At 74.0% G+C, this 14830-nt stretch carries 12 protein-coding genes; 5 read left to right on the top strand and 7 right to left on the bottom strand.

What is annotated here, in order from left to right; genetic code table 11:
- Positions 1 to 17: 17 nt before the first annotated feature.
- From ABZ484_RS15090 to ABZ484_RS15080, 3 genes are all read right to left on the bottom strand, one after another.
- Positions 18 to 1268, bottom strand: a complete 1251-nt coding sequence (locus ABZ484_RS15090; RefSeq protein ID WP_358866340.1) for an SLC13 family permease — start codon at positions 1266 to 1268, stop codon at positions 18 to 20.
- Between the two features lie 91 nt (positions 1269 to 1359).
- Entirely contained in the window at positions 1360 to 2079 is a 720-nt protein-coding gene (locus ABZ484_RS15085) for a DUF4232 domain-containing protein (protein WP_358866317.1), read from the bottom strand.
- A 373-nt stretch (positions 2080 to 2452) separates the two neighbouring features.
- Positions 2453 to 3823, bottom strand: coding sequence for a serine/threonine-protein kinase (locus ABZ484_RS15080; protein WP_358866316.1), 1371 nt, complete (start codon positions 3821 to 3823; stop codon positions 2453 to 2455).
- A 45-nt stretch (positions 3824 to 3868) separates the two neighbouring features.
- On the opposite strand from ABZ484_RS15080, the gene ABZ484_RS15075 reads away from it, so the two are divergent.
- Positions 3869 to 4420: an RNA polymerase sigma factor gene (locus tag ABZ484_RS15075; protein ID WP_358866315.1), complete on the top strand. Its 552-nt coding sequence runs from the start codon at positions 3869 to 3871 to the stop codon at positions 4418 to 4420.
- A gap of 33 nt (positions 4421 to 4453) precedes the next feature.
- Here the strand turns inward: ABZ484_RS15075 and ABZ484_RS15070 are convergent, their stop codons facing one another.
- A complete protein-coding gene (locus ABZ484_RS15070; RefSeq protein WP_358866314.1) occupies positions 4454 to 6838 on the bottom strand; it encodes a SpoIIE family protein phosphatase in 2385 nt (794 codons plus the stop codon).
- A 285-nt stretch (positions 6839 to 7123) separates the two neighbouring features.
- Here ABZ484_RS15070 and ABZ484_RS15065 point away from each other — a divergent pair, with 285 nt between their 5' ends.
- Entirely contained in the window at positions 7124 to 10228 is a 3105-nt protein-coding gene (locus ABZ484_RS15065; RefSeq protein ID WP_358866313.1) for a glycoside hydrolase family 2 TIM barrel-domain containing protein, read from the top strand.
- Here the strand turns inward: ABZ484_RS15065 and sigJ are convergent.
- Positions 10209 to 11216 carry an RNA polymerase sigma factor SigJ gene (sigJ, locus tag ABZ484_RS15060; protein ID WP_358866312.1) on the bottom strand — a complete coding sequence of 336 codons (1008 nt, stop codon included), beginning with the start codon at positions 11214 to 11216 and terminating at the stop codon, positions 10209 to 10211. The two genes, ABZ484_RS15065 and sigJ, sit on opposite strands and share 20 nt — an antisense overlap.
- Positions 11217 to 11453: 237 nt before the next feature.
- Here sigJ and ABZ484_RS15055 point away from each other — a divergent pair, with 237 nt between their 5' ends.
- Positions 11454 to 11699 (top strand): hypothetical protein, encoded by a 246-nt coding sequence (locus tag ABZ484_RS15055; RefSeq protein ID WP_030172510.1) that lies wholly within the window; start codon positions 11454 to 11456, stop codon positions 11697 to 11699.
- A gap of 3 nt (positions 11700 to 11702) precedes the next feature.
- Positions 11703 to 12080 (top strand): toxin Doc, encoded by a 378-nt coding sequence (locus ABZ484_RS15050; RefSeq protein ID WP_358866311.1) that lies wholly within the window; start codon positions 11703 to 11705, stop codon positions 12078 to 12080.
- A 362-nt stretch (positions 12081 to 12442) separates the two neighbouring features.
- On the opposite strand, the gene ABZ484_RS15045 is transcribed toward ABZ484_RS15050, so the two are convergent.
- Positions 12443 to 13612 (bottom strand): lactate 2-monooxygenase, encoded by a 1170-nt coding sequence (locus ABZ484_RS15045; protein WP_358866310.1) that lies wholly within the window; start codon positions 13610 to 13612, stop codon positions 12443 to 12445.
- A 456-nt stretch (positions 13613 to 14068) separates the two neighbouring features.
- On the opposite strand from ABZ484_RS15045, the gene ABZ484_RS15040 reads away from it, so the two are divergent.
- Entirely contained in the window at positions 14069 to 14503 is a 435-nt protein-coding gene (locus ABZ484_RS15040) for a protease inhibitor (protein ID WP_358866309.1), read from the top strand.
- A gap of 165 nt (positions 14504 to 14668) precedes the next feature.
- On the opposite strand, the gene ABZ484_RS15035 is transcribed toward ABZ484_RS15040, so the two are convergent.
- Positions 14669 to 14827, bottom strand: coding sequence for a CDGSH iron-sulfur domain-containing protein (locus tag ABZ484_RS15035; RefSeq protein WP_358866339.1), 159 nt, complete (start codon positions 14825 to 14827; stop codon positions 14669 to 14671).
- Between the last annotated feature and the right edge of the window lie 3 nt (positions 14828 to 14830).

Genomic DNA, 14830 nt, shown 5'->3' with positions numbered 1-14830 from the left:
GCCACTTCGACGGGAACTCACAGAATCCGCAGCGCCCCCCACAGTGCCACCACCGCGGGCACGAGCGCCGACGGCACGGCCAGCAGGCCGAGCCGGGTGAACTCCTTGAGGTCCACGCCGTGTTCGTGCTGGTGCACGATCCGCCGCCACAGCAGGGTCGCCAGCGACCCGGCGTAGGTCAGGTTCGGCCCGATGTTCACCCCGAGCAGCACGGCGAGCACCGCGCCCGGCCCGGCCGGCGCGGTCAGCGGCAGCAGGACCAGCACCGCCGGAAGGTTGTTGATCAGGTTGGCCAGTACGGCGGCCAGCGCGGCGATCCCGAGCAGCGCGGGCAGCCCCGTGCCGGCGGGCAGGACGTGCCCGAGCGCGTCGGCGAGCCCGTTGTCCACCACCGCGCGCACGACGACGCCCAGGGCCAGGACGAACGCCAGGAAGGCCGGTGCCGCGGCCCGGACCACGGTCGGCACGCCGGCCTTGCCGCGCGCCAGCGCGCGCCCGGCGAGCACCAGCGCACCCGCCAGCGCGGCCCACACCGGCTCGACGCCGAACGTGGACGTCACGACGAACCCGGCCAGGGTGCAGGCGACCGTGACCAGCGCGAACAGCGGCGGCTCGGGCGGTTCGCCGAAGGCGGGAGCGGGCGCCGCGGCGGCCAGGTCGCGGGCGAAGAAGCGGCGGAAGACCACATACTCGGCGCCGATCGCCACCAGCCAGGGCAGCGCCATCAGCGCGGCGAACCGGGTGAAGCTCAGTCCGCTCGCCGCGAACGCCAGCAGGTTGGTCAGATTGGAGACGGGCAGCAGCAGCGACGCCGTGTTCGACAGGTGCGTGCAGGCGTACACGTGCGGTTTGGGGCGCACGCCCGTCCGGGCGGCGGTGGCGAACACGACCGGGGTCAGCAGCACGATGGTGGCGTCCAGGCTGAGCACGGCGGTGATCGCCGACGCCAGCGCGAACACCGCCGTCAGCAGCCGTACCGGACGGCCCCCGGCCCAGCGTGCCGTCCAGGCCCCGCACGCCTGGAACAGCCCCTCGACATCGCAGAAGTGGGCGAGGACCAGGACGGCGGCCAGGAACCCGACCACCGGTCCCAGCCGCTCCGCCTCGGCGCGGGCGTGGTCCAGCGAGATCGCGCCGGTGGCGACGGCCAGGGCGGCGGCGGGGACGGCCATCACCGCCTCGGGCAGGCCGAGGGGGCGGATGACGGCCCAGGCGAGGACGGCGACGAGCAGGGCGACGGACAGGGCCTCTGCGAGCGGGGTGTTCAGGGCTCGTTCCTCCGGACGCGATCAACGGTGCCCGCACATCAAAGCAAACGGCCGCGGGGGATCCGGGCAGACGTGCGAGGACCGGTGTCCGTCAGGGTGCGGTGCCGGGGCTGAAGACCGTGAGAAACACCGACGAGGCGTTGCCGCCCACGGGAACCTTTCCGGCCGTCCAGGTCACCGTCAGGTGGTCGCGCTCGTCGGGCGGCGTCACGATCAGCGAGGCGGGCGTCGCCGTCCGCGCGCCGCTCACCTCGGGGTTGGAGAAGGTCAGGCCCGCCCAGGCGCTCGCGCCCGGCCGCAGCGTCACGGTGGTGGGCGTCCCCGACTCGCGCTTCGGGTCCGGGCCCAGCTGCCGGCCGGAGGCGTCCACGAAGGCGGCGCCCGGGTAGCCGTGCACCGTGCAGGTGCGGCCGGAGGTGTTGGTGAGGACGACCGGGAAGTTCTCCTGGCCGGCGCCCGGGTCGTTGCGGCCCACGGTCGCCTTCAGCTCCGAGGTGTGGCAGCGGGTGCCGTGGGCCGTGGTGCCGGTGCCCGAACCGGAGTCGCCGCCGGCCGAGGCCGAGGAGGAGCCCGGGTGCGTCGCGGTCCCGCCCGGGGCGGTGGCGGTGTCGCTCGGCGCGCTGCCCGGTGCGGTGCTCGTGGCGGGCGTGCCGGTCGTCGGGCCGCCGGTCGCGGGCGCGGCGGTGCCGGGCACCTTCTGCGGAGGACTCGCCGTACCGGTGCCGTTGCCGCAGGCGGTCAGCAGGCCCAGCACGGCGACCGAGCCCGCGAGCAGCGCCGTGCGGTGGCGGGAGGGGGAGGTGTACGCCATGTTCCACGCTCCTGGAGTTCGTCGCACGCGGTCGGGCGTGCGTCCGGCGCCTGGTGCGCCGACATGGTGTCCGATGCACGGTCGCGGCGGAAAGTTCGCGGTGTGCCGCGCATTTCCCCCGTGGACCCGACTCCTGCGCCGGGCACCTGATGCATTCCCGTTTCCGTGCCGGGTGGCGTTCACCCGTATGGGGGTCAGGTAGCCGCCGGACTCCCTATGGTGCCGGACTCCCTATGGTGCCGGAGACCCGCCGGACCCCTGCGGTGCGGGGGACCCGCGGGACCCCAGCGGTGAGGGGGACCCGCCGGACCACAGCGGGGGGATGTGCCGGGCTCCCCTGCGGTGCCGGGTGCCCCGCACGCCCGTCCGGCAGTCAGGTGACCCGCAGGGAGCGGAGGACGCGGTCGGTGGCGTCGCCGCCGCCGTGCTGACGGATCTGCACGTACACCTCGGGCTGCCGGGCGCCGGAGCCGGCCGGGACCAGGGCGGTCTCGGTGAGCCGGCCGCCGCCGGGGCAGCCGGTCCAGGTACGGATCCGGCCGTCCCAGCGCGGGCTGCTCCAGGCGCGGCTGCCGTCGTAGTGGCAGCCGGGGTGGTCCACGGCGTTCACCCGGGCCGTGACGTCGCCGTGCTCGCTCAGGCCGACGAACACGCCGCGCACGTCGGCGCCGAGGTCCTGCCACCGGGACAGGTCGTCGGCGACGGCGAGCCCCGGCTCGTGCCCGGCGGGCAGCCCCAGGGCGCGCGGGTCCCAGCCCGAGTCCCGCAGCTCCCGCCCCCAGCCGTCGGGCACCTCCACAGCGACCCGGCCGGTGGCGTCCGCGACCCGCACGCTCGAGGCCGGGGACGGCCACAGGGTCAGCGCCAGCGCCACACCCGCCGCGGCGACCACCGCCACCGCCGCCGCTGCCGCGACCCCCCTGCCGCGCCGGCGGGGCCGGACGCCGGACGGCCCGGCGGCGGCCAGCCGCTCCAGCTCCTCGGCGAACGCCTCCGCGCTGGGCCAGCGCCGCTCGCGCTCCGGTTCCAGCGCGCGCATCAGCGCCCGCGCCACGCCGGGGTCCACATCCGGCCGCAGCCGCTGAAGCGGCACGACCCTGCCCGGCGCGGCCGGGACGGTGCCCGTGACCAGCTGGTAGCCGACCGCGCCCAGGCTGTAGACGTCGGCCCGCGCGTCGATGCCCGCGCCCGGCTCGGCCTGCTCCGGCGGCCGGTACCCGGCCGAGCCCGCGGCCAGCGTCAGCCCCGAGGCCTCCGCCAGGCTCTTGGCGAGCCCGAGGTCGGCGAGCAGCACCCGCCGGGTGCCGTCCGGCGCCGTGCGCAGCAGGATGTTGCTCGGCTTGACGTCCCGGTGCACGACGCCGGCCTCGTGCAGGGCCTGCGCGCCGCGGGCGGCGAGCGCGGTCAGCCGCAGCGCCTCCGGCACGGGCGGCGGATCCGCGGCGAGCAGGTCGGCGAGGGTGCCGCCGTCGGCGTACTCCATGACGAAGTAGGGTCTGCCGTCGGGCAGTCCACCGATGTCGTGGACCTGCGCCACCAGCGGCGAGCCCGCCTTGCGCAGCAGCCGCGCCTCGGACAGGAACCGCTCCCGCACGTCGAGGCGGTGCGACCAGTTCTCGGCGAGGACCTTGACGGCCACCGGGGCCTGGAGCTCGTCGTCGTGGGCCAGCCACACCGTGCCGAAGGCCCCGGTGCCCAGGCGTCGTTCGACCCGGTAGCGGCCGATCCGCTCGACGGAGTGCATGCGACTATCATGCCTGCCCTGAGATCGACTCCAAGGGGGCCTGCCGTGCCGGACCCGGCGGTGACCGACGACCTCGCCCGGCGCGCCGCCGCGGGCGATGCCACGGCGCTGGAGGAACTGCTTCAGGAGATCCGTCCCGAGGTGCTGCGGCGCTGCGGACGCTTCCTGCCCTGCCGGGAGGACGCGGAGGAGGCCGCACAGGACGTCCTGCTCCAGGTCGCGCGGCGGATCTCCACGTTCCAGGGCCGCAGCCGCTTCTCCACATGGCTCTACACGGTCGTCGCCAACTGCTGTCGCCAGAAGTACCGGGAGCTGAAGCGGCGCGCCGCGGAGCAGCCCGCCCCGATCGAGCCCGCGCAGTTCGCCGACCCGCGCACCACCAGCGTCATCGCGGGCTCCCGCGTCGATCTCCTGGAGGCGCTGGACCGGCTGGAGCGGGAGCATCCGCACCTGGTGGCGCCGCTGGTGTACCGGGACATCTGCCAGCTGGAGTACGTGGAGGCCGCCGAGCGGGCCGGTGTGCCGCTGGGCACGTTCAAGTCGCGGCTGCACGAGGCGCGCCGCCAGGTCAGGCCCTGGCTGACCGGCGCGCCGTGAGCGCGAGTGAGCCCCTCACACCCCAGTGAGCCCTCACTCCTCCTCCAGCAGGCTCAGCTCCGCCCAGATGGTCTTGCCCTCGGCGGTGTGCCTGCTGCCCCACCGCTGGGTGAGCTGGGCGACCAGCAGCAGTCCGCGGCCGCCCTCGTCCCAGGTCCGGGCGCGGCGCAGGTGCGGGGCGGTGCTGCTGGTGTCGGACACCTCGCAGATCAGATGGGCGTCGTCGTGGATCAGACGCAGCCGTATGGGCGGGGTCCCGTACCGGATGGCGTTGGTGACCAGCTCGCTGACCACCAGTTCCGTGGTGAACGCCGCCAGGCTCAGACGCCAGTCGTCGAGCTGGTCGAGGACCTGCTTGCGGATCGGGGCCACCAGCGAGGGATCGGCGGGAATGTCCCAGGTGGACACCTGGGAGGCGGGCAGTCCACGGGTGCGGGCGAGCAGCAGGGCCACGTCGTCGGCGAAGCCGCCCGTCGGCACCACCGAGTGCAGCACGCGGTCGCAGGCCGCGTCCAGCGAGCCCGCACGCTCGGCCAGCGCCTCGCACAGCAGCCGGTGACCGGCGTCGGCGTCGCGCGCGCGGTTCTCGATCAGCCCGTCGGTGTAGAAGGCGAGCACACTGCCCTCGCGCAGGTCGAGCTCGGCCGACTCGAACGGCAGTCCGCCCAGGCCCAGCGGCGGACCCGGCGGCAGCTCGATCCGGCGCGGCGGGCCGTCGGGCGGGAGCAGCACGGGGGAGGGGTGTCCGGCGCGGGCGAGGACGCAGCGCCGTGAGACGGGGTCGTACACCGCGTACAGGCAGCTCGCGCCGACCTCGGCGGGGCGGCCCTCGCCCTCGGCGTCCGCCTCGCCCGACATCCGGGCGACGACGTCGTCGAGGTGGGTGAGCAGCTCGTCGGGGGCGAGGTCGATGTCGGCGAGGGTGCGCACGGCGGTGCGCAGCCGGCCCATGGTGGCCGAGGCCCGCACGCCGTGCCCGAGGACGTCCCCGACGACCAGCGCGACCCGCATCCCGGACAGCGGGATCACGTCGAACCAGTCGCCGCCCACCCCGGCGCCCGCCGCCGGAAGGTAGCGGGAGGCCGCCCGCACGGCGGCCGTGCGCGGCAGGGTGCGCGGCAGCAGGCTGCGCTGAAGGGCGAGGGCGGTCTCCCGCTCGCGCGAGTAGCGGCGGGCGTTGTCGATGCAGACGGCGGCCCGCGCCGTGACCTCCTCGGCCAGCAGCACGTCGTCCGGCATGAAGGCGGCGGGCTGGTCGAACCGGGTGAAGACGGCCACCCCGAGGGTCACACCCCGGGCGCGGATCGGCACGGACATGACGGCGTGGATGCCGAGCCGCTCCACGCGCCGGCCGAGCTCCGGATGCCAGGCGAGCCATTTCCCCAGGTCGCCCGAGGCCTTGGCGACGACGATCGGCTGCCCCGACAGCAGGGACGCGCCCTGGGGCGAGGCCGCCGGGTAGACCTCGCACTGCCCGGCCGGGATCACCGGGTCGGGGTCGCCCGGCCGTACGGAGCGGTGGGCGACGCGGCGCAGGGCGGCCGGCACGGTGAGCGGCCCGATGGGCAGTTCGCCGCCGTCCTCGGGCGGGTCCACCAGGTCGACGCTGACGAAGTCGGCGAGGGCCGGGACGCAGACGTCGGCGAGTTCCTGAGCCGTCACGGTGACGTCCAGGGTGGTGCCGATGCGCACGCTGGCCTCGTTGACCAGTTGCAGCCGCTCCCGCGCCCGGTACTGCTCGGTGAAGTCGTGGGCGGCGACGCACACCCCGCGCACCCGTCCCTCGTCGTCGGTGATCGGGGAGATCCGGGCCAGCCACGCGTGCCTGCGGCCGTCGCCGCCCATCGGGATGTACGACTGCACGTCCTGTTCCCGGCCGGTTCTGAGCACCCGGAGCATGCGCGCCTCGATGTCCGCGCTCTGCGGCCGCCCGCCGATCTCGGACGGGCGCAGGCCCCGCGGCGGCTCCTTGGGGACGCCGAGCGCCTCGGCCATGGCGTCGTTCATCGAGTGCAGGCGCAGCCGCTCGTCGTAGATCGCGACCGCACAGGGGGACTGGGTGAGCAGCACCCGGTCCAGCGGGGCGTCGTCCTGGGCCGGGGGAGGGCCACCCCGCACCGGCGTGACCAGGAGCCAGTCGCCGTCCTCCTCCGGGCGACGGCGGTGCGCAAGGACCCAGACGGAGACGGTGTGCCCGTCGCGGTGGCGCAGGGCGACTGTGCCGCCGGAGCGGTCGTCCCCGGGGAGGGCGAGGCGCGCGCCGCCCGCGAGCAGGGTCGCGGCGGGCTTGGACACGACCTCTTCCGGCGCCCAGCCGAGCAGTCGGCGCGCGCCCTCGTTCCACTCGACGAGGACGCCGTGCGCGTCGACGACCGCCCGTGCCGTGGCGGCCTCGTCGAACGGATACGCCGGACTCATCGTCGCCACTCCATCGCGCACACTCACGGTGATCAGGTGTGTCACTCGCGTTCCAGCCTAGTGCGTACCGGCTCCGCGTGGTCGGGCGACCCCGGCCGGAACGGGCGGGGGCCGCCTGCCGGGTGCCCGGGGAGCGCGCGATGGGTGCGCGTTGAGTGCGCGGCGAGCGCACAAGCGCTTTCCACACCCCTTGACGAGCGCATGTGCCGTCACGTCAGAATCTGTTCGTTCACGAGCAATTCTGAGTGCTTCTGAGTCCCGTGTGGGGAATGAAGGAGAGCCGCCATGACGGTCACGCGCAGATCGGTCCTGATCGCCGGTACGGCGGCCCCGGCCGCGGGAGGGCTGCTGGGCGGTCCCGCCGCCCTCGGCGCCCACGCCGCGGACACCGCGGGACACATCCCCGGGCGCCGCACCGTGGCCCTGCGCGACGGCTGGCGCTTCGCGCTGGTCGACCCGGACGGCAGCACCGACGACCCCACCGGCGCCTACGCCGACGCCGCCGCCCCCGGCTTCGACGACTCCGCCTGGCGCCAGGTGGCCGTCCCGCACGACTGGAGCATCGAGCAGACGCCCACCACCGAGCACTCCACCACCGGCGGCACCGGCTTCCTCCCCGGCGGCCTCGGCTGGTACCGCCTCGCGCTCACCCTGCCGGCCGCCTGCACCGGCAAGCGGATCTCGATCGAGTTCGACGGCGTCTACATGGACTCCCACGTCTACTGCAACGGCACCGAGGCCGGCCGTCACCCCTACGGCTACACCGGTTTCGCCTTCGACCTCACCGACCTGCTGCACACCGACGGCACGACCGAGAACGTCATCGCGGTCCAGGTGCGCAACCGGCTCCCCAGCAGCCGCTGGTACTCCGGCAGCGGCATCTACCGCGAGGCCCGCCTGGTGATCACCGAGCCGGTGCACGTGGCCCGCTGGGGCACGTACGTCACCACGCCGGAGGTCACCGCCGAGCGGGCGGTGGTCCGGGTGCGCACCTCGGTGGCCAACGACTCCGGCGCGCCCGCCGAGGTGGAGGTCGCCTCCAGCGTCGTCGACCCCGACGGCCGCACCGTCGCCCGGACCGCCTCCACGGTCACGGCCGGCCCGCAGGGCGGCACCGAGACCCACGAACTGCCGGTCACCCGCCCCCGGCTGTGGGATTTCACCACCCCGCACCACCGCTACACGCTCCGCACCGAACTGCGCGTAGGCGGCAGGACCGTGGACACCCACGACACCGGCTTCGGCATCCGCACCGTCCGCTTCGACCCGGACGAGGGCTTCTTCCTCAACGGCACCCACGCCAAGATCAAGGGCGTCGACCTGCACCACGACCAGGGCGCGCTCGGCGCCGCGGTCAGCGTCGACGCCGTGCGCCGGCAGATGACCATCATGAAGTCGATGGGGGTCAACGCCTTCCGCACCTCCCACAACCCGCCCTCCCCGCAGATGATCCAGGTCTGCGAGGAACTCGGCATCGTGATGATGGTGGAGGCCTTCGACTGCTGGCGCACCGGCAAGACGACGTACGACTACGGCCGGTTCTTCGACGAGTGGTGCGAGAAGGACGCCACCGAGATGGTGCTCGCCGCCCGCAACTCGCCCGCCGTCGTCCTGTGGTCCATCGGCAACGAGATCCCCGACTCGACCTCCACCGCGGGACTCGCCATGGCCGACCGGATCATCGCCGCCGTCAGGGCCGCCGACGACACCCGCCCGCTCGTCATCGGCTCCGACAAGTACCGCGGCCTGCCGAAGAAGGGCTCCGCGGCCGACCTGATGCTCGCCAAGCTCGACGGGCTGGGCCTGAACTACAACACCGCCAAGTCCGTCGACGCCCTGCACGCCGCCTACCCGCACCTGTTCCTGTTCGAGTCCGAGTCGTCCTCGGAGACCTCCACGCGCGGCGCCTACCAGGAGCCGGAGCACCTGAACACGGGCGAGAACCACACCCCGGGCCGGCGGGAGACCTCCTCGTACGACAACAACCTCGCCTCCTGGACCATGAGCGGCGAGTACGGCCTCAAGAAGGACCGCGACCGCCCGTGGTTCGCCGGGCAGTTCCTGTGGTCGGGCATCGACTACATCGGGGAGCCCACGCCGTACAACGTGTTCCCGGTGAAGGCGTCCTTCTTCGGCGCCGTCGACACCGCCGGCTTCCCCAAGGACATGTACCACCTGTTCCGGAGCCAGTGGACGGCCGAACCCATGGTCCACCTGGTGCCCATGACCTGGAACCACGAGGAGGGCGACGTCGTCGAGGTCTGGGCCTACGCCAACGTCGAGTCGGTCGAGCTGTTCCTCGACGGAGAGTCCCTGGGCATACGGACGTTCGACGTGAAGAGGACCACCGACGGCCGCGCCTACCTGGAGACCACCGAGGCCCCCGGCGACGACAAGACCTTCACCGACGGGCCCTACCCCGGCAGTTACACGAGCCCCAACGGCAGCGCCGGCAAGCTCCATCTGACCTGGAAGGTGCCGTACCGGCCGGGTGAGCTGAAGGCGGTGGCCCGGCGGGACGGCAAGGTGGTGGCCACCGACGTCCTGCGTACCGCCGGCGCGCCGCACGCGGTGCGGCTCACGCCCGACCGCCGCTCGCTCGCGGCGGACGGCCGGTCACTGGTCTTCGTCACGGCCGACGTCGTCGACGCCCACGGCGTGATCGTGCCCGACGCGCAGCACCTGATCTCCTTCGACGTGCGGGGCGGCTCGCTCGCCGGTGTCGACAACGGACGGCAGGAGAGCGCCGAGCGCTACCAGGCGAGCACCCGCACCGCCTTCCACGGCAAGGCGCTCGCGATCGTCCGCTCCGGCACGAAGGCGGGCACGCTGCGGGTGACCGCCCGCGCCGACGGCCTGCGCACCGGCACGGCGACGGTACGCACCACAGCGGCCGGCCCGGCCGCGACCACGCCGCCCGCCGGCTTCGCGCCGGACCTGCCGGCCCCGCCCGCCCTCCCGTACGCGGACGCGAGCTACTCCGGCCGCCCCGACACGCTGCCCGCCGCCATGCTCGACGGCGACCCGGCCACCGGCTGGTCCAACGCCTTCAGCAAGGCGGCCACCGCCCTGCTGCCCGCCTTCTCCGGGGCCCGCCCGAAGGACTGGGTGTCCCTGGACTGGGGCCGGACCCGCACCGTCGACCGCGTCACCGTCTCCTTCACCGTGGACGCCACGCACAGCCTCCCGGCCGCGGTCGAGGTGGCGGTCTTCCGCGACGGCGCCTGGACACCGGTGCGCGGTGCGCGCACCGCCTGGGCCGACACCTCCGACGCCCCCACCGTGATCACCTTCGACGCGGTGCGCGGCTCCCGGATCCGGCTCACCCTGACCAGCAGCCGCCCCGGACAGGCGCAGGGGGCGGTCCGCATCAGCAAGCTGGAGGCGTAGCGGCGTCAGTGGCGTCCGTGGCGTCCTCCGTGTCGTCGGGCCGCACGTGCCGCAGTTTGTCGGGGTTGGTGACGATGTAGACCCCGGACACCTGGTCGCCCTCGGGTGTGAGGTCCATGACCATCACCGCGAAGGGGGCGTCGCCCTGGAACAGCACCGCCGCGTCGTCGCCGTTGACGCGGCGGTGGCGGATCTCCAGCTCACGCGGAGTTCGCTGGGCGGCGTAGGAGGTGAGGAGACGGACGGCCTTGTCGCGCCCGTGCACCGGGCGGAGGCCGGCCTGCCGGCGCAGGCCGCCGCCGTCCGTCCACACCGTCACGTCCGGGGCGAGGATCTCCATCAGGGCGGCGATGTCCCCGCCGAGCGCGGCCCGCACGAACCGCTCGGTCGCCTCCCGCCGCACCCGCGGATGCGCCGGGTAGCGCGGGCGCCGGGCGTGCACATGGGCTCGAGCCCGGTGCGCGAGCTGGCGCACGGCGGCCGGCGTACGGCCGATGATCCCGGCGATCTCCCGGTGCGGGTACCCGAACACCTCGCCCAGCACGAACACCGCGCGCTCCAGCGGGGTCAGCGACTCCAGGACCACGAGCATCGCCATGGACACCGACTCGGCCCGCAGCGCCGGATCGCCGGCGTCCGAGGCCTGGTCCTCGACCAGCGGCTCGGGCAGCCACGGGCCGACGTACGTCTCACGGCGGCGGCTGATCGCGGCACGCCGCGCCAGCGCGTGGTTCACCGCGATCCGCACCAGGTACGCGCGCGGGTTGGCGACCCGCTCCACCGGGGCGCCGGTGCCCCGGGCGGTCCACGACAGCCAGGTCTCCTGGAGGACGTCCTCGGTGTCGGCGACGCTGCCGAGCATGGTGTAGACGACGCCGAACAGCAGCTCCCGGTGAGCGAGGAAGAGCTCGGTCGCCCGCTGCCGCGGGTCCTCGACGGATGTCTCCTCGGGGGTGTCCCCGGCGGGCGCGGGGGTGCTGTCGGACATGTGTGGGCCTCCCGGTGACGTGCTCACCACTGTGAGGAGGGTGAGGGGCCGGGGTGTGACACGGCACGGGTGAATGTGACATGAGTCACACATGGCTGGGTGTCCGGAGCGTGCACCCGCCGGGCCGTCCACCTGCCCGTGCGGCAGCCTTGCGTGTCCTGCTCGGCGGTACCGTCCCCTCACCCCTGTGACCTGCGGATATTTACGTGCAAGTACCCGAGCGGTACCGTATTGGTCATGCCAGCGCTCAATGTGGAGTTCAGCGACCGCGAGCTAGAGGACCTGCGGCAGATCGCCAAGGAACGCGGTACGTCGATGAAGGCGCTCGTGCGGGAGGCCGCCGCCGCCGACATAGCCAGGCACCGGGCCCTCCAGGAGGGTGCCGAGGCCTTCCGCCGGTTCTTCGCCGCCCACGCCGACGAGTTCGCCGCCGCCTTCCCCGACGACGAGCCGCCCACCAAGGGAGAGGGACGGGCCGCCTGACCGATGAGCCCCGTCATCCATATCGACGTGCCCTGGCTGCTCCAGCGCCATGAGGAAGTGCTGCCGGACCAGCCCACGGTCAACGACTTCTCGGCCCTGGTGGCCGCAGTGGCCCGCCATCGGGTGGACCCGCCGCGCCTGGGCGTGGACTCCGACCCCGCCTGGCGTGCCGCCGCGCTGCTGCACACCCTCGCCCTGCTCAAGCCCCTGCCCTCCGCCAACGCCCGCTTCGCCTGCGCGACGGCCGTGGCCTACATGTTCGTCAGCGGCGTGGGCATCGACCCGCCCTACGGCGCGCTCGTCGACCTCGCCCGCGATCTGATGAACGGCAAGACCGACGTCTACGGTGCCGCCGACCGGCTGCGCTCCTGGGAGATCTGACGGCGCGACCGCCCGCGTCATGCCCTCGGTCACCGTGGGGCCGCCCCCGGGCCGCCGACCGAGGGCGGGAGAAACGGGGTCGGCGGCCGTCGCGCGCAGGAGAGCCGCCGTCCTGCGCGGGGCCCCGGGCGACGGGGCCTGTTCCGAGGAGCCGACTCCAGTGCACCGCCCGGACGGCCGCGCCGGGAGCGTGCGCGGCCCGCCGATGCGTGCGCGTCCTTCACACGGGGGCGTGTCTTTCACACAGGCTCGCCTCGTTCACACGCCGGCGCGTCCTTCCCGCAGCGGCGCGGCCATCCTGCACGGCGCACGAACCGCACCGGCACCACCGGACGTCCCGGGCCCTCCCGTGCAGGCGACGGTCAGGCGGTGTCCTCCACCAGATCGGCGGCGCCGACGGTGGCCGGGCCGGCGTGCCCTGACAGGGCCAGAGTGAGGTCGAACTCCGCCAGCAGACAGCGGATCACGTGCTCCACGCCCGCCTGACCGTCCAGGCCGAGACCGTAGGCGTACGGCCGGCCCAGCAGCACCGCCCGGGCGCCCAGTGCGAGCGCCTTGAAGACGTCGTCGCCGGTGCGCACACCGCTGTCGAACAGTACGGTCAGCCGGTCACCGACCGCGTCCACCACCCCCGGCAGCGCGTCGGCGGCGGCGATGGAACCGGCCACCTGGCGGCCGCCGTGGTTGGACACCACCACGCCGTCCATCCCGGCCTGGGCCGCGCGGCGGGCGTCGTCCGGGTGCAGGACACCCTTCAGGACGATGGGGCCGTCCCAGTTCTCCCGCAGGAACGCCAGATCCGGCCAGGTCTTGCCGGGGTCGGCGAACATGCCGACGAAGTGCAGCACCGCCGCGTTCGGGTCCTCGTGCACCGGCTTGGCCAGGCCCGCGAGGAAGGCCGGATCGGAGAAGTAGTTGGCGGTGCCCACCCCGTGCAGGAAGGGCAGGTAGGCCTGGTCCAGGTCCCGGGGCCGCCACGCCAGCAGCGGGGTGTCCAGGGTGACCACCAGGACGGTGAACCCGGACGCCTTGGCCCGCTGGAGAAAACTCCGCGTCACCTCGCGATCCTTGGCCCAGTACAGCTGGAACCAGCGCTCGGCGTCCCCCATCGCCTCGGCGACCTGCTCCATGGGGGTGCTGGAGGCCGACGACAGGATGAACGGCACACCCTGCGCCGCGGCGGCCCGCGCGGCCGCCGGCTCCGCGTCCGGATGCATGATCGACAGCACCCCGACCGGCGCCAGGGCCAGCGGTGCGGGCAGCGTGCGGCCCAGCACCTCGACCGACAGATCGCGCTCGTGCACGTCCCGCAGCATCCGCGGGACGATCCGGCGCCGGTCCAGGGCCGCCCGGTTGGCGCGGGCCGTACTGCCGTTGCCCGCGCTCCCCGCCACGTAGCCCACCGGGCCCGGGCCGAGCCGCTGCTCCGTCAGCTCCTCCAGCCGGGTCAGATCGGTGGGCAGTCGCGGTACCGCGCCCGTCATCCCGTTCAGATAGATCTCGTACTGGAAGTCCGCCCAGTGCTTCGCCATCCGTGCCCTCCCGCGTCCCGCCACCGGTCCGGTCCTGCGCTGCACGCCGACCATACTGGCCGGTAGGCGCGGGCCGGCAGCCGGGGGAGGCCCGCGGGCCGCCTCCGTCCGGGCCTCGCGGGTGCGCTCCCGGATGTCCGGGAACTCCTGGAAGATGAACACAAGGGGTCGCGCAGGGGTCTGTCCGGAGCGGAAGCGGAGTGTTTCAGGCCGATTGACGAACGCAGGGAATTCGGCCAACCGGCCGGATTCCGTGATCGGCGGGCCCGTGGTTCGGGGGTTGGAACGTTCGAATTCCGTGACTTCGCGCCACTGATTCAATACGCAAGGTTACTGAAACACGTGGGTCCGATTGGGAGTTCGGCGGCGGACTCGGCAGACTCCCGCTCGCCGGTCCGGCTCCCGTCCGAGTCGGACACGGCGTCTCTCATCGAAACCTGCGGAAGGAAGCACACAATGCGGAACACCGCGCGCTGGGCCGCCACCCTCGGCCTGACGGCCACCGCCGTCTGCGGACCCCTCACCGGGGCCGCCCTCGCCACCCCGGCCGGCGCCACTGCCTCCCTGTACGCGCCGTCGGCCCTGGTGCTCACCGTGGGCCACGGGGACAGCGCCGCCACCGCGACGCCGGAACGTGCGGTCACCCTCGCCTGCGCCCCCTCGGCCTCCGGCACGCACCCGGCGGCCGTCGAGGCGTGCGCCGAACTGCGCGGCGCGAGCGGCGACTTCGACGCCCTGACGGCGGGCGGTGACGCGCTGTGCACCAAGGAGTACAACCCCGTGGTGGTCACCGCCGCCGGCGTCTGGCAGGGCAAGCGTGTCTCCTACGAGCGCACCTTCGCCAACGAGTGCGTGAAGAACGCTTCGGTCACCAGCGTCTTCGCGTTCTGACAGACCGGGATCGCGCGGTCCCCGCGCAGCGCTGAAGGGTCCCGTGACTGGGGAGTGCGGGCCCCGGCGCGGGGATCCGCGGCGATCTCGCACCAGGGGCCGGACGGGCGGAGTGGGGCCGCCCGCCGGCCCCTGGCATCTTCGGGACGGAACGTCGCGAGTGTGCTACGCCCGCTCGCGGTGGCTGGTGTCGCACCAGGGCCAGCGGCGGCTGCGGCGGCAGGTGCACAGCGCGACCCGGAACCGGTCGGAGCGGACCGTGGTGCCGTCCTCCAGCTCCACCTCGACCGGGCCCTCGACGAGGATCGGACCGCACCGCTGCATCGT

Source organism: Streptomyces sp. NPDC006393, from assembly GCF_040628575.1.
Taxonomy (GTDB): domain Bacteria; phylum Actinomycetota; class Actinomycetes; order Streptomycetales; family Streptomycetaceae; genus Streptomyces.
Note: the sequence above shows the minus strand (reverse complement) of the source record. Positions and strands in the feature narration are given on the sequence as shown.

Coding starts and splice junctions, on each gene's coding strand:
- ABZ484_RS15080 (WP_358866316.1), bottom strand. CDS start 3,823: ATGCACTCCGTCGAGCGGATCGGCCGCTACCGGGTCGAACGACGCCTG.
- ABZ484_RS15055 (WP_030172510.1), top strand. CDS start 11,454: ATGCCAGCGCTCAATGTGGAGTTCAGCGACCGCGAGCTAGAGGACCTG.
- ABZ484_RS15035 (WP_358866339.1), bottom strand. CDS start 14,827: ATGCAGCGGTGCGGTCCGATCCTCGTCGAGGGCCCGGTCGAGGTGGAG.
- ABZ484_RS15085 (WP_358866317.1), bottom strand. CDS start 2,079: ATGGCGTACACCTCCCCCTCCCGCCACCGCACGGCGCTGCTCGCGGGC.
- sigJ (WP_358866312.1), bottom strand. CDS start 11,216: ATGTCCGACAGCACCCCCGCGCCCGCCGGGGACACCCCCGAGGAGACA.
- ABZ484_RS15040 (WP_358866309.1), top strand. CDS start 14,069: ATGCGGAACACCGCGCGCTGGGCCGCCACCCTCGGCCTGACGGCCACC.
- ABZ484_RS15050 (WP_358866311.1), top strand. CDS start 11,703: ATGAGCCCCGTCATCCATATCGACGTGCCCTGGCTGCTCCAGCGCCAT.
- ABZ484_RS15065 (WP_358866313.1), top strand. CDS start 7,124: ATGACGGTCACGCGCAGATCGGTCCTGATCGCCGGTACGGCGGCCCCG.
- ABZ484_RS15045 (WP_358866310.1), bottom strand. CDS start 13,612: ATGGCGAAGCACTGGGCGGACTTCCAGTACGAGATCTATCTGAACGGG.
- ABZ484_RS15070 (WP_358866314.1), bottom strand. CDS start 6,838: ATGAGTCCGGCGTATCCGTTCGACGAGGCCGCCACGGCACGGGCGGTC.